This is a genomic window from Flavobacterium notoginsengisoli (genome assembly GCF_042686225.1).
Taxonomy (GTDB): Bacteria; Bacteroidota; Bacteroidia; order Flavobacteriales; family Flavobacteriaceae; genus Flavobacterium; species Flavobacterium notoginsengisoli.
On sequence record NZ_JBHUOT010000002.1, the window covers coordinates 206,499 to 229,676 of the forward strand.

Sequence of the window (23,178 nt, forward strand, 5' to 3'; positions counted from 1 at the left end):
GTGGCTCCTTAATAAAAAAATCCTGTAAGCTTTTATTACAGGATATTATAACGGGTTTTTGAAGAAAAAAGTATGTGTAACGCATAAATTGTTGTTTTATTGTTGAAAATCTTAAACAGATTTGTAGTAATCGCTTTTTGCCTTTCTGATTTTTTTATACTCGTCCCAATTAAATCGGTTTAAAAAATCGGCTGCGTTCTGCGCTCCACGTATGAATAAATCGATTTTTGCATCATCTGTCAAATTGAAGTTCAGCCAGTTGTGGCTTCCCGTATCTATGTAGCCGATTAGGTTTTTGAAGTCCGGATTTTTTCTTAAAAATTCAGAATCATAACCATATCTCGCGGTGTCAAACATGGAACTTATTAAATTAGAGAATTTTTCGTTTTTATTGATTTCGTTTTTATCATAACCCAATTTAATTCCGAAAGTTGGAGAGGCTGGGACGTTTAAATTTTCATGAAAAATATCAATTGGAAAATTTGAAATAATTCCGCCATCCATAAACATAACTTCCGATGGGACTGAGGTTCTAAGACAAGTGGCTTCATTCCATCTGTTCCAAGAATCTACTCCGCCGGGAATGTTTTTAATTTTAAACGGAGTAAAAAATAAAGGAATTGACATGGAAGCACGAACAAAATCGGCTGGGTTTTGAACTTCCGGATTTGAATAAAATAAATCCATCATTTTTGGGAAAACAATTTTGCTTTCCGTTGTAATATCTGCGGCTATAATGGCCATTTCACTCCAATGATCTTCTCTTTTGTATTCGTCTTTTTTGCCTTGATCATTTATTCGGAATAATTTGTTTTTATCTGAAACTCCTTTTTTGCGTAATGCTTCCAAATCAGCGTAATTTTTAATTCCTTTTTGCGAAAGCAAATTGGTCATCCATTGGTGGAAATTATTCCCGGGATTTAAGCCTAAGTCATCTTTAAAATTATCTACAACCTGATAGCCTTTCATAATCAGTTTTAGATTACCTGCGTCGCTCAATAAGGCGTCAATAAATTCGCGGGCATCACGGTCTCCATCCACGAAATCGTATAAATTTTTATTGCAGAGACAATCTAAAATCCATTCCGATTTTTCTTCATCACAGGTTCCGGCGGAGCCATCAGCATGGTGTTGATGCTTCCGGCAGAAGTTCCGGCCAGACTTAGAAAACGAATTCCCATTTTTTCCAAAACATAAACGTATCCAATCAAAGCAATTCCGAGAACGCCGCCGCCCTCCTGTACAAGGTCTACATATTGATAATTATTATTGTCTGTAATGTCAGAAATTTTTTTCCCTTTAATCTGCTCCTTTAAATCTTTTATAATTGCTAGAATTGTTCCGTTCTCCGTAAATTTTCTTTTATCCATGATTTCTAGAATTTTTTATTTTTATTAATTTATTGGTAATCAAAAATATAGAAAGATTTTTTTGTGAAAAAGGGGAGAATTGCCCTTTTTTGGAGGGTATTTTTAGGGCAAAAAAAATCCTGCAAAATTGAATTTGCAGGATTTTTAAAATAGTATTTTCGAATGCTTATTTTATCATTTCAAAACTTCTTTTTACGAAAGCAGTAAGAGCTTCACCTTTTAAAAGGTTTTGAGATAATTTAGCTAAATCTAAAGCTTGTTTTACCAAATGCTCCTGATGTACTTTATCTTCAGTATTTAAAATACTTGACGCTAAATCAGAATTGGTGTTTACAACCAAATTGTACATTTCCGGCATATTGCCCATTCCAAACATTCCGCCTCCGCCTGACTGGCTCATTTCTTTCATTCTGCGCATAAATTCCGGCTGCGTAATGATGAATGGAGCGGCCTGACTGTCCATAGCTTCCAGTTGAACGCTGTATGCTTTTGGAATATACGCCTCTAACGAAGTTTTTAAAGTCGCTTTTTCTTCTTCAGATAATTTTGAAATCGTGTTTTCATCTTTCTTAATTAAATTATCAATATGATCAGAGTCAACACGTACAAAAGTTACCTCTTTATTGTCGTTTTCGATTTTCTGAATTAAATGTGAAATAATTGGAGAATCTAAAAGCAATACTTCGTAGCCTTTTTCTTTTGCAGCTTCAATATAAGAGTGTTGTGCATCTTTGTTTCCTGCGTAAAGAACAACTAATTTGCCGTCTTTATCGGTTTGGTTTTCTTTTAGTTTTTCTTTTAATTCCTCTAAAGTAAAATATTTGTCATCTACAGTTGGGTATAAAACAAATGCACCTGCTTTTTCGTAGAATTTATCTTCAGAAAGCATTCCGTACTCCAGAACGATTTTAATATCGTTCCATTTAGATTCAAAGTCAGCACGGTTTTCGTTAAATAAAGCTTTTAATTTATCGGCAACCTTACGAGTAATGTAGTTTGAAATCTTCTTAACAGCACCGTCAGCCTGCAAACCGGAACGAGAAACGTTTAATGGAATATCCGGAGAATCGATAACACCTTTTAACATTGTCAGGAATTCAGGTACAATTCCTTCTACGTTATCCGTAACGTAAACCTGGTTTTGGTACAATTGAATCTTATCTTTCTGGATTTGCATATCACTTCCTAATTTAGGGAAATACAAAATACCAGTTAAGTTAAATGGGTAATCTACATTTAAATGAATGTTGAATAACGGATCTTCGAACTGCATTGGATACAATTCTCTGTAGAAGTTTTTGTAATCTTCGTCAGATAATTCAGAAGGCTGTTTTGTCCAGGCTGGATTTGGATTGTTGATGATGTTGTCAGTTTCAACAGTTTCATTAACGTAATCCTCCGGAGCGTCTTCCGGTTTTGGAAGCGTTTCTGTTCTTGTTCCGAATTTAATTGGAATAGGCATAAATTTATTATACTTATTCAATAATCCGCTAATTTTAGAATCTTCTAAGAACTCAAGAGAATCTTCAGCAATATGAAGAATGATTTCGGTACCACGTGAAGTTTTGTCAGCCGGCTCTAAAGTAAATTCAGGGCTACCGTCGCAAGTCCAGTGTGCAGCTGGTTCGTCTTTATAAGATTTTGTAATGATTTCTACTTTTTCTGCAACCATAAAAGCAGAATAGAAACCAAGACCAAAGTGACCAATAATTCCGGAATCTTTAGCAGAATCTTTGTATTTGTCCAGAAATTCTTCAGCTCCAGAAAAAGCAACCTGATTGATGTATTTTTCAACTTCATCAGCTGTCATACCTAAACCTTGGTCGATAATGTGGATTTTTTTACCTTCTTTATCTATTTTAACTTCGATAACTGGACTGCCATATTCCACTTTAGCTTCACCAATACTAATAAGGTGTTTTAGTTTTAAAGTAGCATCAGTTCCATTCGAAATTAACTCTCTAAGAAAGATTTCATGGTCGCTGTATAAGAACTTTTTGATTAAGGGAAAGATGTTTTCTACTGAAACATTAATTTTACCTGTTGTCATATTTATTATTTTTTGATTTAACTTGATGATTTTCATTCTGTCAAATAAAATACCAATTATTTTAAGGTGACAAAATGGCGCAAGTGTTAATTTTGAAAGAAAATAAATGGATTCTAAAACGGAAATTATCTCAATGAATCGTATATTTGTGGTACAATAATTGTTAAAAAGACAAGTTATTAATCTAAAAAAATTGTACAAAATGAAGAAGAGTATTTTAATATGTATGATTGCCGCCCTGTTTTTTGCGTGTAAATCATCTTCGTCCACAACAGCTTCATCTTCTGAAGCTACTACACTTTCAACTAAACTTGACAAGAAAACCCAGGTAGCTTTAAAGGGAAATTGGGTGCTTACCAATGTGTCTTATCCAGGTTCAGATTATATTAAAGTAAACTCATTTGATCTTGCAGATTCAAAATGTTTTATTGGGAGTACCTGGAGTTTTATTTCAAATAATAATAAAGGATCAATGGCTTTAACTTCGCCAAGCTGTACAGGTTTTTCTTCTCCAATTGTATGGAGTATCAACAATCAGGGAATGTTTGTACTTAAAATTCTTGATGCAGGAGAAAAGGCTAAGAAAGTAAGAGATGGTTATTTACTTAAGGTTGCAGGTGTAACTGAATCTTCATTTCAGTTAGTTGACAATATCAATGTCGGAGGTCAGGTAAAAGATGTGACGTACCAATTTCAAAGAGCTAATTAATATATTTTAAAGAGATAAAAGATGAGAAAGATAACTGTTTTAGGTTTATGTAGTTTGCTTGTGTTAACTAGTTTTTTTACTAGTTGTGATTCAGTGAAAAATGCAAATAATACTCAAAAAGGAGCTGGAATTGGTGCTGTTGCCGGTGGTGTAATTGGTGCTGTTTTGGGAAATAATATTGGTCGTGGCGGGAACGCTGCTTTAGGTGCTGCAATTGGTGCTGCCGTTGGTGGTAGTACAGGAGCGCTAATTGGTAACAAAATGGATAAACAGGCTCGTGAAATCGATCAGGCGCTTCCAGGGGCTTCTGTAGAAAGAGTTGGTGAAGGTATTCACTTGACATTGAATGAAAATGCAGTTCGTTTTGATACTAATAAATCGACTTTAACAACTCAGGCAAAAGCAAACTTAGATAAATTGGTTCCTGTATTCAATGAATACGGAGATACAGATATCCAGATTTTTGGTTATACTGATAATACAGGTAAGCCGGAATATAACCTGACTCTTTCCGGACAAAGAGCAGCTTCTGTTCAGTCTTATTTAGTTTCTAAAGGATTAAAATCAAGCCGTTTTAAAACTTCAGGTTTGGGAATTGCAGATCCAATTGCAACAAATGATACTCCGGAAGGAAGAGCGCAAAACCGTCGTGTTGAATTCTCTATTACAGCAAACGACAAAATGGTAAATGACGCAAAAGCGGAAGCTGGAAAATAATTTCTGACAAAATAAAATATAAAAAAAGCTGTTTCTTAAATGAAGCAGCTTTTTTTTGACATAGATCATTATGTTTTTCTAATTATGTTTAATCATTGATTTTTCGTAAAATCCATATAACTGATTGCCGTTTTCAATAACATTTTCCAAATCATTTTCTTTTAAGAATGTTTCAGTTATTTTTGCTTCTTCCAGTTTATCTTTAGTAGATAAATATTTTAGAAACCAATACTGATATTGATTAGGCTTAGCAATTGATTCCGGTTTTATTTCTGAAATTTTTTTATGTAGTTTTTCGAAATCAAAATGATAAGCAAGTTCATATAAGGTGAGAAGCTCCAGTTTTTGTTTCTTGTCTCTATAATCATCTTCATTTTTTTTTAATTCTTCTTTAGCATCTCTCAAATAATCAGAACCTACTCTTATAATTTTACCCTTTATATTTTTATCTGCTACTAAAGAGTAATTATAGTATTTTTGTGCCAGTCTGATTGCTGTGTTGTATTTTTTCGAAGAATAGAAATTAGTTAGTTCGACTGATAGATATTCAGTGGATAAACAAAACTGTAATAGCTCATTTTTTAGTTTTGCCGGAGTTTGATAACCAGAGAAACGATGGAAAACTTTACCATTGGCATCCATAATAATCATATCTGGAAGAACTTTAGTTTGATAGTTAATAGTAAAATCTCTATTTTGATCAACATCTATTTTTAGCTGAACGTAATTTTGAAGTACATTTTCAACCTGTGGATCATTCCAGGATTTTAAGTCCATTTGCAGGCATGGACCGCACCATTTTGCTGTAAAATCTACAATAATTAACTTGTTGGTCGTTAAAGCAATTTTTTGCGCTTCCTCAAAAGAAGTGTACCAAATTGCATGGCTCATTTGTGAAATAAACAAAAATGCAATAAATAGATATTTTTTCATGTTTATATAGAACTAATAAAAGATTTTCAAGTGTTTATTTTCTTACAATATTACTGTTTTTATTTTTTATTAATTGTTTAATTTTAAATACCAATCTAAATTTTATTTTTTTTGACATTAGAAATTAAACATTGTAAATTTGACCTCTCATATTACAACTCATGCTTGACATTCAAAATATATCTTTTACTTATACCGAAAGCCCCGTTATAAAAAACATCTCTTTTTCTATTGAAAAAGGACAGAATATTGCTATTATTGGTGAAAGTGGCTGCGGAAAAAGTACGCTTCTTAAGCTTATATACGGTTTGTACGACTTAGACGAAGGACAAATTTTTTACGGCGATAAACCTGTTTTAGGTCCAAAATTCAATTTAATTCCCGGGATGCCTTATATGAAGTATCTGGCGCAGGATTTCGATTTGTCTCCATATGAAACTGTGGCCGAGAATGTAGGGAAGTTTCTTTCCAACGGTTTTGCCAACATGAAAAAGCTTCGTGTTCAGGAATTACTGGAAATGGTAGAAATGGATCAGTTTGCAAATGTGAAAACGAAATTCTTAAGTGGTGGACAACAGCAGAGAGTGGCTCTGGTTAGAGTTTTAGCTTTGGAACCGGAAGTTATTTTGTTGGATGAGCCGTTCAGTCAAATTGATGCTTTTAGAAAAAATGCACTTCGTCGTAATTTGTTTCGTTATTTAAAACAAAAAGGAATTACCTGTATCATTGCAACACATGACAGTACAGATGCCTTATCTTTTGCAGATCAGGCTATTGTTATGCGAAATGGAGAAATGCTTGTTAAAGATGACCCTTCTAAGATTTATGAAGATCCAAAAGTAAAATATGTAGCTTCATTGTTTGGAGAAGTGAATGAGATTCCAACGCATTTATTGTTGTCATACGAAGACGAGACTCATAAAACATTGGTTTATCCGCATCAGTTTAAAATGGTGTCTGAGTCCAGATTAATGGTGAAAATCAGGAGAACTTATTTTAGAGGAAGTCATTATTTAATTGAAACCGTTTATAAAAGACAATTGATCTTTTTTGAAAGCGAAATAGATTTACCTATTGAACAGGAAGTCTTTTTAGCCTTAAATTATTTATAAAAAAATAACCCGACAGTTTTTAGATTGCCGGGTTTCTTTTTTTAATAATATTAATTTTGGAAACATTAAACAAACGAGATGCTGATTTTAGATTTTCTTCAAGATTTGATGCTAATTATTGTGTTTTCAGAATATAAAACAAGAGAAATTAATGTATAATTAGAATATATTAAATTGCTAATTACGAAAAAAATAGTATTTTGTGTACGTATATTTTAAAGTATGCGTAAATTTGCAATCCAAATTTTTAATAAATAATAATAGAGTATGTATCATTCAAAAATAGCTGGTTTAGGATATTATGTTCCTTCTAATGTGGTGACTAATGATGATTTGTCTAAGATAATGGATACCAATGACGAGTGGATTCAGGAAAGAACCGGAATTCAGGAGCGTAGACACATTATTCGTGGAGAAGACACCACTACTTCAATGGGAGTGAAAGCAGCTAAAATTGCAATCGAGCGTTCTGGCGTTGCCAAAGAAGATATTGACTTTGTAGTCTTTGCTACGCTAAGTCCGGATTACTATTTTCCGGGACCGGGAGTTTTGGTACAAAGAGATTTGGGCTTAAGAACAGTTGGAGCGTTAGATGTCAGAAACCAATGTTCGGGATTTGTTTATGCACTTTCTGTGGCTGATCAATATATCAAAACCGGAATGTATAAAAATGTTTTAGTGATTGGTTCTGAGGTACATTCTACAGGATTAGATATGACGACTCGTGGACGCGGGGTTTCTGTGATTTTTGGAGATGGAGCAGGAGCAGCTGTTTTAAGCCGTGAAGAAGATTTGACAAAAGGAATCCTTTCTACTCATTTACATTCTGAAGGAGAACACGCAGAAGAATTAGCTTTACAGGCACCAGGAATGGGAGCACGTTGGGTAACTGATATTATTGCAGATAATGATCCGAACGATGAGAGTTATTATCCGTATATGAACGGACAATTTGTGTTCAAAAACGCAGTAGTTCGTTTTGCTGAAGTAATCAATGAAGGTTTAGAAGCCAATGGTCTTCAGGTTTCAGATATTGATATGCTGATTCCGCATCAGGCCAATTTAAGAATTTCTCAGTTCATTCAGAACAAATTCAAACTGACAGACGATCAGGTTCACAATAATATTCAGAAATACGGTAATACAACAGCAGCATCTATTCCGATTGCTTTGACGGAAGCTTGGGAACAAGGAAAAATCAAATCAGGAGATACTGTAGTCTTAGCAGCTTTTGGTAGCGGATTTACCTGGGCAAGTGCTATTATTAAATGGTAAAATAATCATCTTACAATTATATTTTTTAAACCTGTTCAGTTTTGCTGAGCAGGTTTTTTTATACTTTCGTGTTTTGAAATTATTTTGAATTTATCCCAATGAAAAAAAATCAACTGGAAATAGCTTGCTTTAATTACGAATCAGCAATAATTGCACAGGAAAATGGTGCCGACAGAATCGAACTTTGTGAAAATATGAAACTGGGGGGAACAACACCAAATTCTATTTTAGTAGTAAAGGTTCGTGAAGATCTGAAAATTAAAATGCACGTAATTATCAGACCCCGAGGCGGTGATTTTGTTTATTCTGATGAAGAACTGACAGAAATGAAACAAGATATTAAGCAGTTTAAAAAACTGGGAGTAGACGGTTTTGTTTTCGGTATTTTGAAGGATAACGGAAAAGTAAATAAAAAACAGAATAAAGAATTGGTTCATTTGGCACATCCGCTTTCCTGTACTTTTCACCGCGCTTTTGATGTGGTTAAAGATGTAGAGAAATCGTTAGAAGATGTTATAGAATGTGGTTTCAAAACCATTCTTACTTCTGGCCAGGGAATAAATGTTGCAGAAGGAATTTTGGCTTTGGAGAGAATTCAGGAACTGGCAGGAGACAGAATCGAAATTATGCCGGGCGGCGGGTTGCGATCTTCAAATATAAAATTGTTACAGGAAAAACTGGATTTGACTTTTTATCATTCGTCTGCAATTACAGATAATACTGAAATTGCAAATCCTGAAGAAATAAAAGAACTTAAAAATTTTCTGTAGGCTATAAAATAGAAAAGCCCGGAGTTGGCGTACTCCGGACTTTTTTTCTACAAGAAATTATTCAAAAATTATTTAAAAAATCTTTTTAAGAAGAAAGGTTAAAACATTCCTCCTCCACCTTTATTAGTATTGTCATCTCTTTGTTTACGTTGTAAATTTTTGATTTTTCCTCCACCAAAGTTGTATGTTAAACCTAAATAAACAGTTTGACTTTCCCATGTAAACTGACCGGCTTGCGGATAAGGAGACATTGTATCAAAAGCGTATTTCATGGTATTGAAAACATCATTGAAACGTACACTGATGTTCATTTTGTTGTCTAACAGGGTGTAGCGTGAACCAATATCCATTTTGTACATTTCATGGCTATTATTTTGAAGCCCGTCAACGGCACCTCTGTAAAATCCGAATAATAAGAAACTTAAACGTTTGTTTACTTTAAAGTTAGAGTTCATACGTCCATTAAATGCTGCAACAGTAACCGTTTTTTGTTCTGGTATGCTTTCTTCACCCGGTACAAATTTGTAAACAATTCCTTCCTGATTAATGCTAGAGAAATCGATCGATGGCTGAATATCCCACCACTTTGTAATTTTGTAGTTCAAGGAAACTTCAAATCCATAAGCGGTATTATGATCAAAGTTTGTAAAAGACATAATCTGTTTTTCATTGCTCGGATCTGCAGCATCAGGATATAAAATTCTGCTAATCTGGTCATTGATGCTTCTCACAAAAACACCAGCCGTAAAACTTCCTTTTTCAAGTGTTTTAGTATAATTTACTTCTACAGAATTCGTAAACTGAGGTCTTAAATCAGGATTTCCTAAAGATGTAACCAATGGAGTCGCAAATTCACGAATAGGCTTAGTTTGCTCTAAACTCGGACGGTCAACACGACGGCTGTAGCTTAATTGTAAAGTGTTTTTCTCATTTAAGTTATAAGTCAAATAAGCAGAAGGGTATAAAGTTAAATAATCATCGTCATACATAAATTGACCGTTATTTAAATTTGCCTGCATTTTATAACTTTCAAAACGAGCACCTAATTGATAGCTTAATTTTTTGAATTTCTGTCCAAATGTTACGTAAGCGGAGTAAATATCAGTATCATAAGTATAGTTAGTAGCCTGGGCTGAAACAGGAAGTAAAGGATTTCCTGTGGTATAATTATTTCCTGTTCGGGTAATTCTCGCTTCGGCACCGGCTTCAAGAGTTGTTTTTTCATTTAAAGGATTCACGTAATCAATGTTAAGTGTAGTTAACTTTCGAGTTCCTTTTAAGAAATCATTGTATACTAAATCTGAACTGGTATTATCAGTATTTGTTGTTTTAGTATCAAAAGAAGCATTTTGTGTTTCTTTATTGTCACTGTAATTACCTTCAAAATCTAAAGTATGTCCTTCTTTTTTGAAAATATGTTTGTATGCCAGATTATAAGTTCCAACCTGATCAGGTCCCCAGTATCTTGATTTTTGAAAAATATTCGAAATGTCTGAATTCGTTACATTGTTATAATCGATGTCAGTATCTACAAAACCTTTTCCTGTATTTTTATTTTGGTTGGTATAAATGGACAATGTATTGTGATCGTCAATAAAATAATCCATTCCAATTTTATACAAATAAGAATCATTATCATTCATAACATCAATATTCTGAACGATATTTTGGTCAAATCTTCTAATAAAACCATCATTGAAGTAAGTTCCAAAGTTTTGCCCCACATTTCCAAAGAAATTTACTTTCCCTGTTTTATAATTTAAATCTAAAGACTGATTGTATTTTGCAGTTTCTCCAAAAGTGATTCCACCGCTGTAAGTACCATTAAAACCTGTATTCGTGTTTTTGTGCAAAATGATATTAATAATCCCTGACATTCCTTCAGGGTTGTATTTGGCACTTGGATTCGTTATCAGTTCAATTTTTTTAATAGAAGTTGACGGAATTTGTTTCAGTAATTGCGCCGGGTCAATGTTAGAAGGGCGTCCGTCAATCAATACACGAACATTATCATTTCCGCGCAACGAAAGTTTTCCATCCTGATCCACATTCACAGAAGGAATATTGTTCATAATGTCTGATGCAGAAGCTCCGGCAGTGGTTAAGTCTTTTCCAACGGTTACCACTTTTCTGTCAATTTTTTGTTCAATTGTAGAACGTTCTGCTACAATGTTTACGCCTTTAAGCTGTGTTGCTTCTTCTTCAAGCGCAATATTTATAGTTGCAGTTTTTTTGTTTTCGCTTAAAAGAACAGAACCAATATATTTTCTAAATCCTATATATTGAATTTCGATCGTGTAGCTCTTTAAACCAATATTTTTAAATGAATAGTCTCCATTGTCATCTGTATTTACTCCAGAAACTACTTTTCCGTTTTCTTTAAGCGAAACTGTTGCATAAGAAATGGGCATACCGTTTGACTTTTCGGTAATTTTTCCGGAAACGGTTCCCGAATTCTGAGCTTGTGCTGTCGCAATTACCCCCAATAACGCGAACAGAAAGAGTTTTAATTTCATAATTTCCTTGTTGATTGTTTTGATTTGATTGATGATGATTTTGTTTTGTTAGTTTTTCTTTTTTTGTCTTTTTATTACTTCAAACAAAATTTGAAGTCTCTATTAAGACTCTTTGGTATTAGATATGTTACAGGAAATAGAAGAAAAATTCATGAAAATTTTCTCATTCCCTGTCAGGTAAGAGATTAAGGTTTTGATTTTTTGATAATTTTAACAAATGAAAAAATAACTTTTTTAGCAAATTCTAATTCTTTTCCTGAATTTAATATGTTTTTGATTTTCTCTAATTGATGAATAAGCAGTATCTTTGCTCACTTTAAAATAAGTTTACATGTCATTAGCACAAATTCTAACACCTTCTATACAAAAAGCAATACAAGCATTATTTGATGTTACTGTTGAAAAAATCGAGTTTCAAACTACCAGAAAAGAGTTTGAAGGCGATATTACAATGGTAATTTTTCCACTGTTGAAAGTGATTAAAAGTAATCCGGCAGAATTAGGAAATAAAATCGGAAATTATTTAGTCGAGAATGTTTCTGAGGTAGCTCGCTTTAATGTAGTTTCGGGTTTCCTGAATATTGTAATTTCGGATAGTTATTATGTGAATTTCTTTAACGGAATCAAAGACGGTAAACAATTTGGTTTTGTTCAGTCAAATCCTGCTGAAAAAGCTGTGATGGTAGAATATTCTTCACCAAATACCAATAAACCTTTGCACTTAGGGCATGTTAGAAATAACTTGTTAGGATATTCTGTTGCAGAAATTTTAAAAGCTTCAGGTAAAAAAGTCTACAAAACACAAATCATCAACGACAGAGGAATTCATATCTGTAAATCGATGTTGGCGTGGGAGAAATTCGGAAGCGGAGAAACTCCTGAAACTTCTGGCTTGAAGGGAGATAAATTGGTGGGTAAGTATTATGTAGAATTTGATAAAGCTTACAAATCTGAAATTAACGGTTTAATTGAAGCTGGTAAAACAGAAGAAGAGGCTAAAAAACAAGCTCCTATTATTGTGGAAGCACAGGACATGCTTAAGAAATGGGAAGCCGGTGACGAAAAAGTGATTGCACTTTGGAAAAAAATGAACCAATGGGTTTATGACGGTTTTGCTACAACTTACACCAATCTTGGAGTTAATTTTGATAAATATTATTACGAAAGCAATACCTATTTATTAGGAAAAGATGTTGTTCAGGTAGGTCTTGACAAAGGTGTTTTTGAAAAAGATCCGGATGGTTCTGTTTGGATTGATTTAACGGATGAAGGCCTTGATCGTAAAATTGTATTACGTTCTGACGGAACTGCTGTTTACATGACTCAGGATATTGGAACTGCGATTCAGCGTGTAAAAGATATGCCGGATGTTGGCGGAATGGTTTACACAGTTGGAAATGAGCAGGATTATCACTTTAAAGTGTTATTCTTAATCCTGAAAAAATTAGGATTCGACTGGGCTTCAAGTTTATACCACTTGTCATATGGAATGGTAGATTTACCTTCAGGAAAAATGAAAAGTCGTGAGGGAACTGTTGTAGATGCAGACGATTTAATGCAGGACATGACAGATACCGCAAAACAGATTTCTGAGGATTTAGGGAAATTAGACAGTTATTCTGACGAAGAAAAAGCTAAACTATATAAGACTATTGGTCTTGGAGCTTTAAAATATTACATTTTAAAAGTAGATCCTAAAAAACGTATTTTGTTTAACCCGGAAGAGTCTGTTGATTTTGCCGGAAATACAGGTCCGTTTATTCAATATACTTATGCAAGGATTCAGTCCATTATAAGAAAAGCAGATTTTGATTTTTCTGCTAAAATTGAAATTGAGGAACTTCACGAAAAAGAAAAGGAATTGGTAAAACAAATTGAGCTTTTCCCGGAAGTCATTCAAAATGCGGCACAAAATCATAGTCCTGCTTTAATTGCCAATTATACTTATGATTTGGTAAAAGAATATAACTCGTTCTATCAATCTGTTCATATTTTAGGAGAAGTAGATTTGACTAAAAAAATATTCAGAGTACAGCTTTCTCAAAAGGTAGCAGAAGTAATAAAATCTGCATTCCAGTTATTAGGAATTGAAGTGCCGGAGAGAATGTAGTTTTTGTACATACATTATAAAAGAGCCGATAATTAAAATAATTATCGGCTCTTTTTTTTATTAATGCATCTAGATATGTGATTTTGTTTTTAATGAAAAATAAAGAGAATGTCATTATAATGTAAAGGAATTCAATGAATGAATTTTCGTGTAAAAAATAATAAATAACATTTGGGAATATCGTTTTTATATTTATGTTTACAGTAAGAAAAATTTTAGTAATAACTGTTTGTAAAGTCAATAAATACAGGGAACTAAATATTGTTTTACTGTTAAAAAATAAGCGAGGAAGCCGAAAATCGTAAGAGTAGGCAAAATTTTAAACCCAAAAATAATGATTAAAAAAACTTTACTATTAATGATGCTTCTTTTTGCATTTACTGCAATGAATGCTCAGGATTTAATTAATCCATCTTATGGATTTTCACACAATAAAACAGCTTACATTACTCTGGCAGACGGAACAGAACTTAGCGGAACTATCAGAGACATTGACAGAGACAAAGGATTAATCGAATTTATTAAATTACAAGATGCAGCCGGAAAAAAACACAAACTAAAACCGGAAGATATTAAGCATATGTATTTACCACCAAGCGGATTGGATAATTTAGGTAAAAAGTTAGATTTTATTTCAGATTTTAAACAATGGAATGATAATCAATTGAACCAGGAATACATCAAAGAAGGTTATGCTTATTTTGAAACAGCTGATGTGAAAATTAAGAAAAAAACTTCAAAACTATTAATGCAGTTATTAAACCCTGCATTCAGTAAAGAAATCAAAATCTACTGCGACCCGTATGCAAAAGAAACGGCTTCTTTAGGAATTGGTGGAGTTAAATTTGTTGGAGGAGATGCTAAATCTTATTACGTTGCTAAAAAAGATTCGCCGGCATTCTTATTAAAGAAAAAAGAATACAAAAAAGAATTTGCACCACTATGGGGAGGCTGTGATAAATTGATTTCATCAACTCCTGAACCAAAATGGACAGATTTGACTAAACATGCGATTACTTATTCAGAATGTGCTGAATCTAAATAATATTATTTACTAAATATTTACGTAATCAGATAAAAAAAGCCGATAGTTATTTTACTATCGGCTTTTTGATTTTAGAATTACCCCTAAAAAATAGAGAAGTATCATCATAAGACATATTTACGTAGGAATTCCCTTTTTTGAAAGAAAATACATTCGTTTTGTTTATGTTTGTCTACGAATTCTGAAAAACAATATACCACTCCTTAAAATATTGTAAAGTTTATTTCTTTCAATTTGATACTTAGAACTTCTTCACAAACTATAAATTTCAAATTGAGAATAGTGATTCTTTGTTAAACGGCACTATCTGAAAATATCTTCCTTATATTCATTTTTAACTATTTTGAATTAGTACCCTGTTTAGTCTAAAATGGTAGGGAATTAGAAAGCCGTCTAAAATAATTTAGATGGTTTTTTTGCATTAATACGTTCAGTTAAGATCTTTCAAAGATGTACTGCAAAAATTATTTTAATAGTAGGTAATTTTTCTTTTTTCTTACTTTTTACTATTGTTTTGCCTGTTTTTGTAGGTTATTTATTTCTTTTTAATTATTAGTTAGTATTATTTGTAGTATAAAAGCTTCTTTTTATAATGTTAAATAGTATAAAATTCTTGTTAAAAATATTTTAATTCTCTAAGTTCGAACCCTAATAACTCAAAACAAAAAAATAATGAAACAAAACTTAAAAGGATTAATCGTGCTTTTTTTTGTGTTTGCGATGCAATTTACTTTTGCGCAACAGAAAAAAATTACAGGAACGGTCTCAGACAATGCAGGAATGCCTTTACCTGGTGTTAGCGTTTTGGTCAAGGGAACAAAATCGGGAGCTCAAACTGATTTTGATGGAAAGTATGTAATTAGTGCCAGCTCGGATCAAGTTCTGGTGTTTAGTTACATTGGTATGAAAACTCAGGAATTAGCGGCAAGCTCTTCTACGATTAATGTAAAAATGGTGGATGCTGGTGCACAAGAACTAGAGGGTGTTGTTGTGACAGCAATGGGAATTAAGAAAGAGAAAAAAGCATTAGGATATGCTACTCAAGAAATTAAAGCCGAAGAATTAACAAAAGGAAATAATAATAGCTTAGCAGGGGCTCTTCAAGGGAAATTAGCTGGGGTAAATATTACGCCTTCAAGTGGTGCTCCCGGAGCTTCTTCCCGAATTGTAATTCGTGGAGCTCGTTCATTTACGGGAGACAATACTCCTTTGTATGTAATTGATGGTATGCCTGTAGCTTCAACAGCTGATTTCAGTACAGGTAACAGTGTTACAGGAGCAGACAGTGCAAATAGGGCTGTTGATCTTGACCCAAATGATATTGAATCTATCAATATTCTGAAAGGACAAGCTGCGTCGGCAATTTATGGACTTAAGGCATCAAATGGAGTAATAGTAATTACCACAAAAAGTGGTAAAGGAGCTTCTAAAAATGGAAAACCTACAATCAATTTTAACAGTTCTGTTACAGCAGATAATATCTCTAGAAATATTGATTTCCAAAATGAATATGCGCAAGGAACTAAAGGTGCATTTGATCCAACAAACTCATTATCTTGGGGCCCTAAAATTTCTGACTTACCAAATGATACAAAATACGGTGGGAATGTTGCCAATACTTTGAATGGAATGAATACTACAGCTCACGCAGGGAAATATTATGTCCCGCAAAGAGCGACAGCAGGTTTAGATCCTTGGGTAACTCCTAGATCATATGATAATTTTGGTGATTTCTTTAAAACAGGAATAACAGTAAATAATTCTTTGAGCATAACACAAGCAACTGAAAAAAGTAATTATGCGTTTGCTTTAGGCTCATCAAATCAAGACGGTTTTGTTCCTGGAACGGGAATGGATCGTTATAATGCAAAAGCATCGTTTAGCACAAAGTTAGGTGATGAATGGAAAACAGGGTTTGTAGGAAACTATATTAATACTAAAATCCAAAAGGCTACAGGAGCAAATGATTCGTCTGTTGCAGGTGCATTTGCGGCTCCAATAAGCTACGATTTAAAAGGAAATGGATTCGAAAATCCAACGGATCCTTACAAACAAATTTACTACAGATCGACAGGATGGAACAATCCTTACTGGGCAGCTAAGCACAATATATTTGATGAACAAACGGATCGTTTTTACGGAAACAGTTTCATTGAATTTACACCAAAAATTTCATCAAATGACCAGCACAAAATAACATTGCGTTACCAGCTTGGAGCAGATACTTACAGTACTAATTATAGAAATATAGAAGAGTATGGCAACAAACAAACTACGGCTGGTCACTTATATATCTACGGCATATCATCGAGAACAATAAATTCATTATTCACGGCGAATTATGAATATAAAATTTCAGATAACCTAAACCTAACAGCTATGGTTGGTAATGAAATTAACGATAAGTATGAAAAAGTATATGATATGATTGGCAACAATCTCAATTTTGGCGGCTGGGCTAATTTAGCTAATACACAGCAAACCATTGCTACAGATGAGGTTTATAAAAATAGGACTTTTGGTTTATTTGGAAATGTAAACATTTCATATAAAAACTTTATTTATTTAGGTGGTACAATACGAAATGATATTGTGTCATCAATGCCACGAAACAACCGTTCATTTGTATACCCTTCAGTTTCATTGGGCGTAGTGCTAACCGAATTAGAGGCTTTAAAAGGAAACCAAACATTATCTTTTGCTAAACTTAGAGCATCTTGGGCAGAGGTAGGTCAAGCTGGAACTTATTATGCCAATTATTATTCAGTACCAACTTACGGGGGTGGTTTTTGGGCAAGTGCTCCTATAAGCTATTCGCTTCCAGGTGGGGTAAATTCATATATACCAAACAATATAATGTATGATCCAAACTTAAAACCTCAAAATACAAGATCTTATGAAGTAGGAGGAGAAGTTAGGTTATTTAATGATCGTGTAAGTATTGATTATACCTATTCTAGACAAAATGTAATTGATCAAATTTTTTCAGTGCCATTAGCTGGTTCAACAGGAGCTTCATCTTTAGTGATGAATGGAGGGAAAATTCATACTAACAGCCATGAATTGATTGTAAGTGTTAGCCCAGTTAGAACTGCCGATTTTGATTGGACGATATCTGCAAATTATACACAAATAGATAATTTTGTTGATGAATTGAAAGAGGGGGTTCCAAATATTATGTTAGGTGGATTTGTTACTCCCCAAGTTAGAGCAAGTGTTGGAGAACGTTTCCCTGTAATTTACGGAAATTCGTTTGCAAGAGATGATAAAGGTAATATTTTGGTTGATAAAAATGGATTAGCTATTGCGGGAGAAACTAAATCACTTGGCGAAGTAGCTCCAAAATTTAACTTAGGAGGAACAACTTCTTTTAGATACAAAAAAATAACACTTGCGGCTACTTTTGACTGGAAAAACGGAGGTAAAATGTATAGTGGAACAAATTCACTGTTAGATCTTTACGGATTGAGTTCTAAAACAGGCAACCGCGATGAATTAATGGTTCAACAAGGAGTAACAGAAACTGGGGAGATAAATACAAAAGGGGCAACAAAAGAAGCTACTTATACTGTATATTCAAATATTGCAGAAACTGCTATATATGACGCTTCTTTTGTGAAACTAAGAGAACTGTCTTTAGGATATACTCTACCAAAATTTTCTTCAGGGTTTGATATACGCCTTTCAGCATTCGCCAGAAACGTTTTATTATGGGCTAAGATGCCAAATTTAGATCCTGAATCATCACAAGGAAATAACAATATGGCTGGAGGCTTTGAAAGATTATCTATTCCACAAACAACTAGCATTGGAGTTGGAATGAATCTAACAATCAATTAATTTAATTTAAAAATCATGAAAAAATATAAAGTCATTTTACTTTTAGTGATAGCGTCGATTTCATTAAATTCTTGTTCGGAGGATAAAATGGACGATATTAACAAAAATGTAAACAATCCAACAGATGTGCCAACTCGTTTTGCTATCACTGATGCGATGACAAAAACTGCATTTAGTAATACTGGTTCAGATTTATCTTTCTACGCGGGAGTATATATGGAATTAAATGCAGGTGGTTCGGGGCAGATGTACAATGCTGAAACAAGAAATGGTGAACCTATAAGTCAGACAACCTATAATAACTCCTGGACCAGTCAATATCAGACAATGTATAATTTAAAGCTGATAATCGATAAATGTACAACTGGGGCAGAAAAGGGTAACTATACTACATTAGGAATAGCACAAATCCTATATGCTTATAATTTAGCTTTGATGACTGATGTCTATGGAGATATTCCTTTCGCTGAAGCTCTTCATCCAGGGATAATTTTTCAACCTAAAATAGACCGCCAGGAAGATCTTTACAAAATTGTATTTGCGACTTTGCAAGACGCTATTGTTAATTTAGAAAAAACATCAACTTATCAAGTTTTAGGAACTCAGGACTTAATATACAATGGTGATAAAGCGAAATGGATAAAGGCGGCTAATGGATTATTGGCGCGATATACTTTACGTCTTTCTTTTAAGAATCCGGACTATGCAAAAGTTTTAAATTATGTTAGTAAATCTTTCACTAGCAAAAGTGACGAATTTAAGATGAAAAATTCTGGTATACCAAATCCTTATTACCAATTAAAAATTGCCAGAGCATATTTATTTGCAAGTAAAAGTTTATCTGACAAATTAAATGCCAGAGCGAATGATCCACGTGCTATTGGTTATTTTCAAAAAATTCAAAAAACAACGGGAGCACCTTTTACCTATGAATTTTTTGTAAACGGTGAAAGCCCACAAAGTCAAAATTATTCATATTCTGCATTAATGAATCAAAATAATCCAATATTTATGTTGAGCTACCATGAATTATTGTTTATTAAAGCAGAAGCGGAAGCAAGAAGTTCGGCTGCCGTTACTAGTACAACTAGTTTAACTGCTGCTGTAACCGCCGCTTTTAACAAAGATGAAGCTATTAATTTTTCAACCACAAATGCAGCAAGTTATGTTGCAGGATTAAATATTACAACTAATGCTGGTTTATTAAAAGAAATTGCTGTACAAAAATATTTTTCATTCTATGAAAACGAATGTGTGGAAGCTTATAATGATTACAGACGTTTGTTGGCAATGTATGGTTCATTCGCCGCACATCCAATTCAATTGTCAAATTCGCTTAATGCCACTAAGTTTCCGCTTAGATTAACTTACGGGAATTCTGATGTGTCTGCTAACAAGAATTTAAAAGAAGCATTTGGAGATGGTACTTATGTTTATAAAGAAAATGTTTGGTGGGCAGGAGGTACTAGATAATAGTATTCCCTAAATAATTTTTTTAAACAAAGAAAGCCGGAAGTCTAAAAACTTCCGGCTTTCTTATAACAACTAATTCTAATTATTTAACAAACTTGTCAATGATTTTATCCGTTTCTGCTTTTGCAGTATCTGGTTTTAGGTCAAACAATAGGGAATAAAGCGCTTTTCTATCCACTTTAGCTTCTAAGTTTAAGTCTTTATGTCTGTCAAAAAGAGTCTGCCATTTGTCACGTACGTTTTTCCAAAGAACATTGTTTGCAGCCCACCATTTTTGTCCGGCGATACATTTAGAATCATCTACTTTAGTGTAAACATCAAATCCTTTTTCTTGTGCTAACAAAACATCTTTTCCGGCATCGTCACGAACCAGTTTATCGTTATCTTGCTCATGATTCCATCCTGTAGCTGTAATTTCGTGAATGTTTCTTCTTTTTAAAACATTGTAATCGTTACGTTTTGTTTGCTCTCTTCTAGGAAGCGGAGCATCAGCAACGTTTGCCCAGTAATCTTTTCCATCAACATGTACCCAGGTTGAAGAACCTTCATATCTTGGACTATCATCTACCTGATATACTTTTTGAGTCCACTGGCCTTTAACAGCTTTCTTATCTAATTTTTTATATTTCCAGGAATTTCCTTTGTCAAAAGAATATAAGTCTGTGTTTTCGTATAGCCAGTCTTGTCTCCAGTGTTTGATAATCATATCAGGACTTACAATAAGTAAATGCTGCATTACAATTTTGTTAGGAGTGTCTTCTAATAATTGTACCCATTCTAAAGCCGATTCATGTTTTGTCTCAGATGGTTTATAAGTAAGAGAGTCTTTTGGGTATGAGAATGTTTCTGTGAAATTAAATTTCACTTCATAACAACCGCACATAGATTTAATAGACTTAATATCTTGTTGTTTCTTGTCCTGACTAAAACCAAGACTGCATGTTAAAGCCATAGCGGCTGACATTAAAAGACTTTTCGAAATCATAACTTATTGTTTTGTTTTTAAATTTTTTGCAAATATATAAATTTAATTTAGAATAGTTAAAAATAGTTATATATTTGCATCGATTATTAAGACTCAATAAAAATAATGAAAATTAAAATTACTCTTTTTGCTGTGCTTTTATTTAGTACTTATTCTTTTGCCCAGCAGAGAGATACTATAAAATCGCACGAAAAACTTTCTGAAGTGGTTGTTACAGGACAGTTAGAACCTCAGTCAATTAAGAAGTCAGTTTTTAATGTTCGAGTGATTTCTAAAGAAAATATAAAACAGTTGGCAGCAAATAATTTAGCTGATGTTTTAAATCAGTATTTAAATATTAGTGTAACATCCAATGGTGATGATGGGCGTTCTAAGGTTTCAATGTTCGGATTAGATGCGCAGTATTTTAAGATTTTGGTTGATAATATACCTTTAGTAAGTGATACAGGGATGGGGACAAATGTTGATTTAACGCAGGTTAATCTCGATGATGTTGAGCGAATCGAAATCATTGAAGGATCAATGGGGGTTACTCACGGAGCAAATGCTGTTACCGGAATCTTAAATATTATTACTAAAAAAGGTGGTGGATATAAATGGCAGATTGGTGCTGCTGTTCAAGAAGAAACAGTTGGTAAAGAATTTGGTTTTTTTGATAAAGGACGTCATATTCAATCGGCTAAAATTGGTCATAATTTTAATGAAAACTGGTTTGTTAATATAGGAGGAAATCGCAATGCGATGGCCGGTTATTATGATAACAGACAAGGAAAAGATTATGATCAAAATGATGGACTTAGAGGATATACACAGCTTCCGAAAGAACAATGGGTAGGAAATGCAATTTTGGGTTACCAAAAAGATGCGTTTAGAATTTTTTACAAATTTGACTATTATGGAGAAGATGTTCATTATTACAATCCAGTTATAAATATCCAAGATAATTATCCATTTGCAGACACCTATTTTGCTCGTGACAAAAGATATATTACAAACCGTTATTACCACCATTTAAATGCCAGTGGAAATATTTTCTCAAAATTAAAATATAATGTCTCAGTTTCTCAGCAGAAACAAGAACGTGACTTGGAGAATTTTGTTTATAAATTGGATACAAAACAAGAGATAGACAACAAAAGGAAAACTTACCAGTCAAAAGAAGTATTTTACTCAACAGGTACACTGAGTAATTTCTTTGATAATAAAAAAGTTGATTTTCAGCTAGGATATGAAATTACCAATGAAAACGGATTTTATGATTCATCAGTGGGAGCTTTTAGAGATGACAATCAGGTAGGTCAAAATATTAGAAAAAGATTGGAGAACTATGATGTTTATTCTGTTGCTGAAATAGGTGTAAGTGATAAATTCTCAATTCGTCCGGGACTTCGATTTTCATTTCAAACTGCTTTCGAAAACCAATATGCAAGTTCATTAGGCTTAAGATATCTTTTTGATAAAGGACTAGAGGCTAGAGCTTCTTTGGGTAAATCGTATCGTACCCCAAATTTTGATGAATTATACACTTATTTTGTTGACTCTAATCATAATATGCAGGGAAATCCAGATTTGATTCCTGAAAACAGTACTTCTTACGAAGTGAGTTTTAAAAGAGCCTGTACTTTTGATTCTGGTGCTCAGATTGCAAACAACCTAGCGGTCACTTTCTTAGATGTTGATGACAGAATTGATTTGGTAGTAACACAAACGATTCCTAGTTGGAATTATAAATATCTCAACATTAATAAATATAAGATGTGGAACATTTCAACCGTTGAGCAATATACGTATAAAAACTGGAATGTAATGTTAGGAGCGGCGGTAGTAGGTATCTCCAGAAGACTTGATCTTGCAGCTGAAAATCTAGTATCTGATGATAAATTTTTCTACTCGTTCAGATTAAATTCAAGTATCTCTTATAATATCCCTAAATGGAATACTTTGTTGGCTGTTTTTTACAAATATAATGGAAAGCAACAGCAATATGTAGCAGCAACTGGCGCCGATGGAAAAACAGGATTCTTTCTGAATCAACTTGACGCGTTTAGCTGGATGGATGCTTCTATCCGTAAAGCATTCTTTAAAAATAAATTTGAAGTAACAGTAGGTGCTAGGAACTTGTTCGATGTTACCAACTTGCAGTCAGCTATAAACGGAGGCAGTGGCGATGCGTCTGGAGGTGCTCATGGAGGGGGCACAAGTTCTGATATGATGCTGGGGTATGGTCGATCTTACTTCTTAAAACTTTCATATAATCTAAATTTTAATTAATA

Annotated in this window: 16 protein-coding genes; 10 read left to right on the forward strand and 6 right to left on the reverse strand. The window is 33.4% G+C overall.

Annotated features, from left to right (window positions below; all coding sequences use genetic code 11):
- Positions 1–111: 111 nt before the first annotated feature.
- The 3 genes from ACFS3A_RS06230 to htpG form a co-directional block, all read right to left on the reverse strand.
- A complete protein-coding gene (locus ACFS3A_RS06230) occupies positions 112–1,041 on the reverse strand; it encodes a patatin-like phospholipase family protein (protein ID WP_379824556.1) in 930 nt (309 codons plus the stop codon).
- A 32-nt stretch (positions 1,042–1,073) separates the two neighbouring features.
- Entirely contained in the window at positions 1,074–1,370 is a 297-nt protein-coding gene (locus tag ACFS3A_RS06235) for a patatin-like phospholipase family protein (protein WP_379824558.1), read from the reverse strand.
- A 166-nt stretch (positions 1,371–1,536) separates the two neighbouring features.
- Positions 1,537–3,420, reverse strand: coding sequence for a molecular chaperone HtpG (htpG, locus tag ACFS3A_RS06240; RefSeq protein ID WP_379824559.1), 1,884 nt, complete (start codon positions 3,418–3,420; stop codon positions 1,537–1,539).
- Positions 3,421–3,622: 202 nt separating this feature from the next.
- On the opposite strand from htpG, the gene ACFS3A_RS06245 reads away from it, so the two are divergent.
- Together ACFS3A_RS06245 and ACFS3A_RS06250 are read left to right on the forward strand one after the other, a co-directional pair.
- A complete protein-coding gene (locus ACFS3A_RS06245; RefSeq protein WP_379824560.1) occupies positions 3,623–4,129 on the forward strand; it encodes a lipocalin family protein in 507 nt (168 codons plus the stop codon).
- A gap of 21 nt (positions 4,130–4,150) precedes the next feature.
- Positions 4,151–4,846: an OmpA family protein gene (locus tag ACFS3A_RS06250; RefSeq protein ID WP_379824561.1), complete on the forward strand. Its 696-nt coding sequence runs from the start codon at positions 4,151–4,153 to the stop codon at positions 4,844–4,846.
- A 78-nt stretch (positions 4,847–4,924) separates the two neighbouring features.
- On the opposite strand, the gene ACFS3A_RS06255 is transcribed toward ACFS3A_RS06250, so the two are convergent.
- A complete protein-coding gene (locus tag ACFS3A_RS06255; RefSeq protein WP_379824562.1) occupies positions 4,925–5,779 on the reverse strand; it encodes a thioredoxin family protein in 855 nt (284 codons plus the stop codon).
- A 161-nt stretch (positions 5,780–5,940) separates the two neighbouring features.
- Between ACFS3A_RS06255 and ACFS3A_RS06260 the strand changes: the two genes are divergently transcribed.
- From ACFS3A_RS06260 to ACFS3A_RS06270, 3 genes are all read left to right on the forward strand, one after another.
- The gene (locus ACFS3A_RS06260) at positions 5,941–6,891 is read left to right on the forward strand and encodes an ABC transporter ATP-binding protein (protein WP_379824563.1); all 951 of its coding nucleotides are present in this window, start codon (positions 5,941–5,943) and stop codon (positions 6,889–6,891) included.
- 267 nt (positions 6,892–7,158) lie between these two features.
- Positions 7,159–8,166: a 3-oxoacyl-ACP synthase III family protein gene (locus ACFS3A_RS06265; RefSeq protein ID WP_379824564.1), complete on the forward strand. Its 1,008-nt coding sequence runs from the start codon at positions 7,159–7,161 to the stop codon at positions 8,164–8,166.
- A gap of 98 nt (positions 8,167–8,264) precedes the next feature.
- Positions 8,265–8,936 carry a copper homeostasis protein CutC gene (locus ACFS3A_RS06270; protein WP_379824565.1) on the forward strand — a complete coding sequence of 224 codons (672 nt, stop codon included), beginning with the start codon at positions 8,265–8,267 and terminating at the stop codon, positions 8,934–8,936.
- Between the two features lie 98 nt (positions 8,937–9,034).
- Here ACFS3A_RS06270 and ACFS3A_RS06275 read toward each other — a convergent pair whose 3' ends face one another.
- A complete protein-coding gene (locus tag ACFS3A_RS06275) occupies positions 9,035–11,452 on the reverse strand; it encodes a TonB-dependent receptor domain-containing protein (RefSeq protein WP_379824566.1) in 2,418 nt (805 codons plus the stop codon).
- Between the two features lie 331 nt (positions 11,453–11,783).
- On the opposite strand from ACFS3A_RS06275, the gene argS reads away from it, so the two are divergent.
- From argS to ACFS3A_RS06295, 4 genes are all read left to right on the forward strand, one after another.
- A complete protein-coding gene (gene argS, locus ACFS3A_RS06280; RefSeq protein ID WP_379824567.1) occupies positions 11,784–13,562 on the forward strand; it encodes an arginine--tRNA ligase in 1,779 nt (592 codons plus the stop codon).
- Between the two features lie 334 nt (positions 13,563–13,896).
- Positions 13,897–14,607 carry a hypothetical protein gene (locus ACFS3A_RS06285; RefSeq protein ID WP_379824569.1) on the forward strand — a complete coding sequence of 237 codons (711 nt, stop codon included), beginning with the start codon at positions 13,897–13,899 and terminating at the stop codon, positions 14,605–14,607.
- 672 nt (positions 14,608–15,279) lie between these two features.
- Positions 15,280–18,447 (forward strand): SusC/RagA family TonB-linked outer membrane protein, encoded by a 3,168-nt coding sequence (locus tag ACFS3A_RS06290; protein ID WP_379824570.1) that lies wholly within the window; start codon positions 15,280–15,282, stop codon positions 18,445–18,447.
- Between the two features lie 15 nt (positions 18,448–18,462).
- A complete protein-coding gene (locus tag ACFS3A_RS06295) occupies positions 18,463–19,920 on the forward strand; it encodes a SusD/RagB family nutrient-binding outer membrane lipoprotein (protein ID WP_379824571.1) in 1,458 nt (485 codons plus the stop codon).
- Between the two features lie 82 nt (positions 19,921–20,002).
- Here ACFS3A_RS06295 and ACFS3A_RS06300 read toward each other — a convergent pair whose 3' ends face one another.
- Positions 20,003–20,905 carry a DUF6607 family protein gene (locus tag ACFS3A_RS06300; RefSeq protein WP_379824572.1) on the reverse strand — a complete coding sequence of 301 codons (903 nt, stop codon included), beginning with the start codon at positions 20,903–20,905 and terminating at the stop codon, positions 20,003–20,005.
- Between the two features lie 105 nt (positions 20,906–21,010).
- Here ACFS3A_RS06300 and ACFS3A_RS06305 point away from each other — a divergent pair, with 105 nt between their 5' ends.
- Positions 21,011–23,176: a TonB-dependent receptor plug domain-containing protein gene (locus ACFS3A_RS06305; protein WP_379824573.1), complete on the forward strand. Its 2,166-nt coding sequence runs from the start codon at positions 21,011–21,013 to the stop codon at positions 23,174–23,176.
- Positions 23,177–23,178 lie beyond the last annotated feature (2 nt).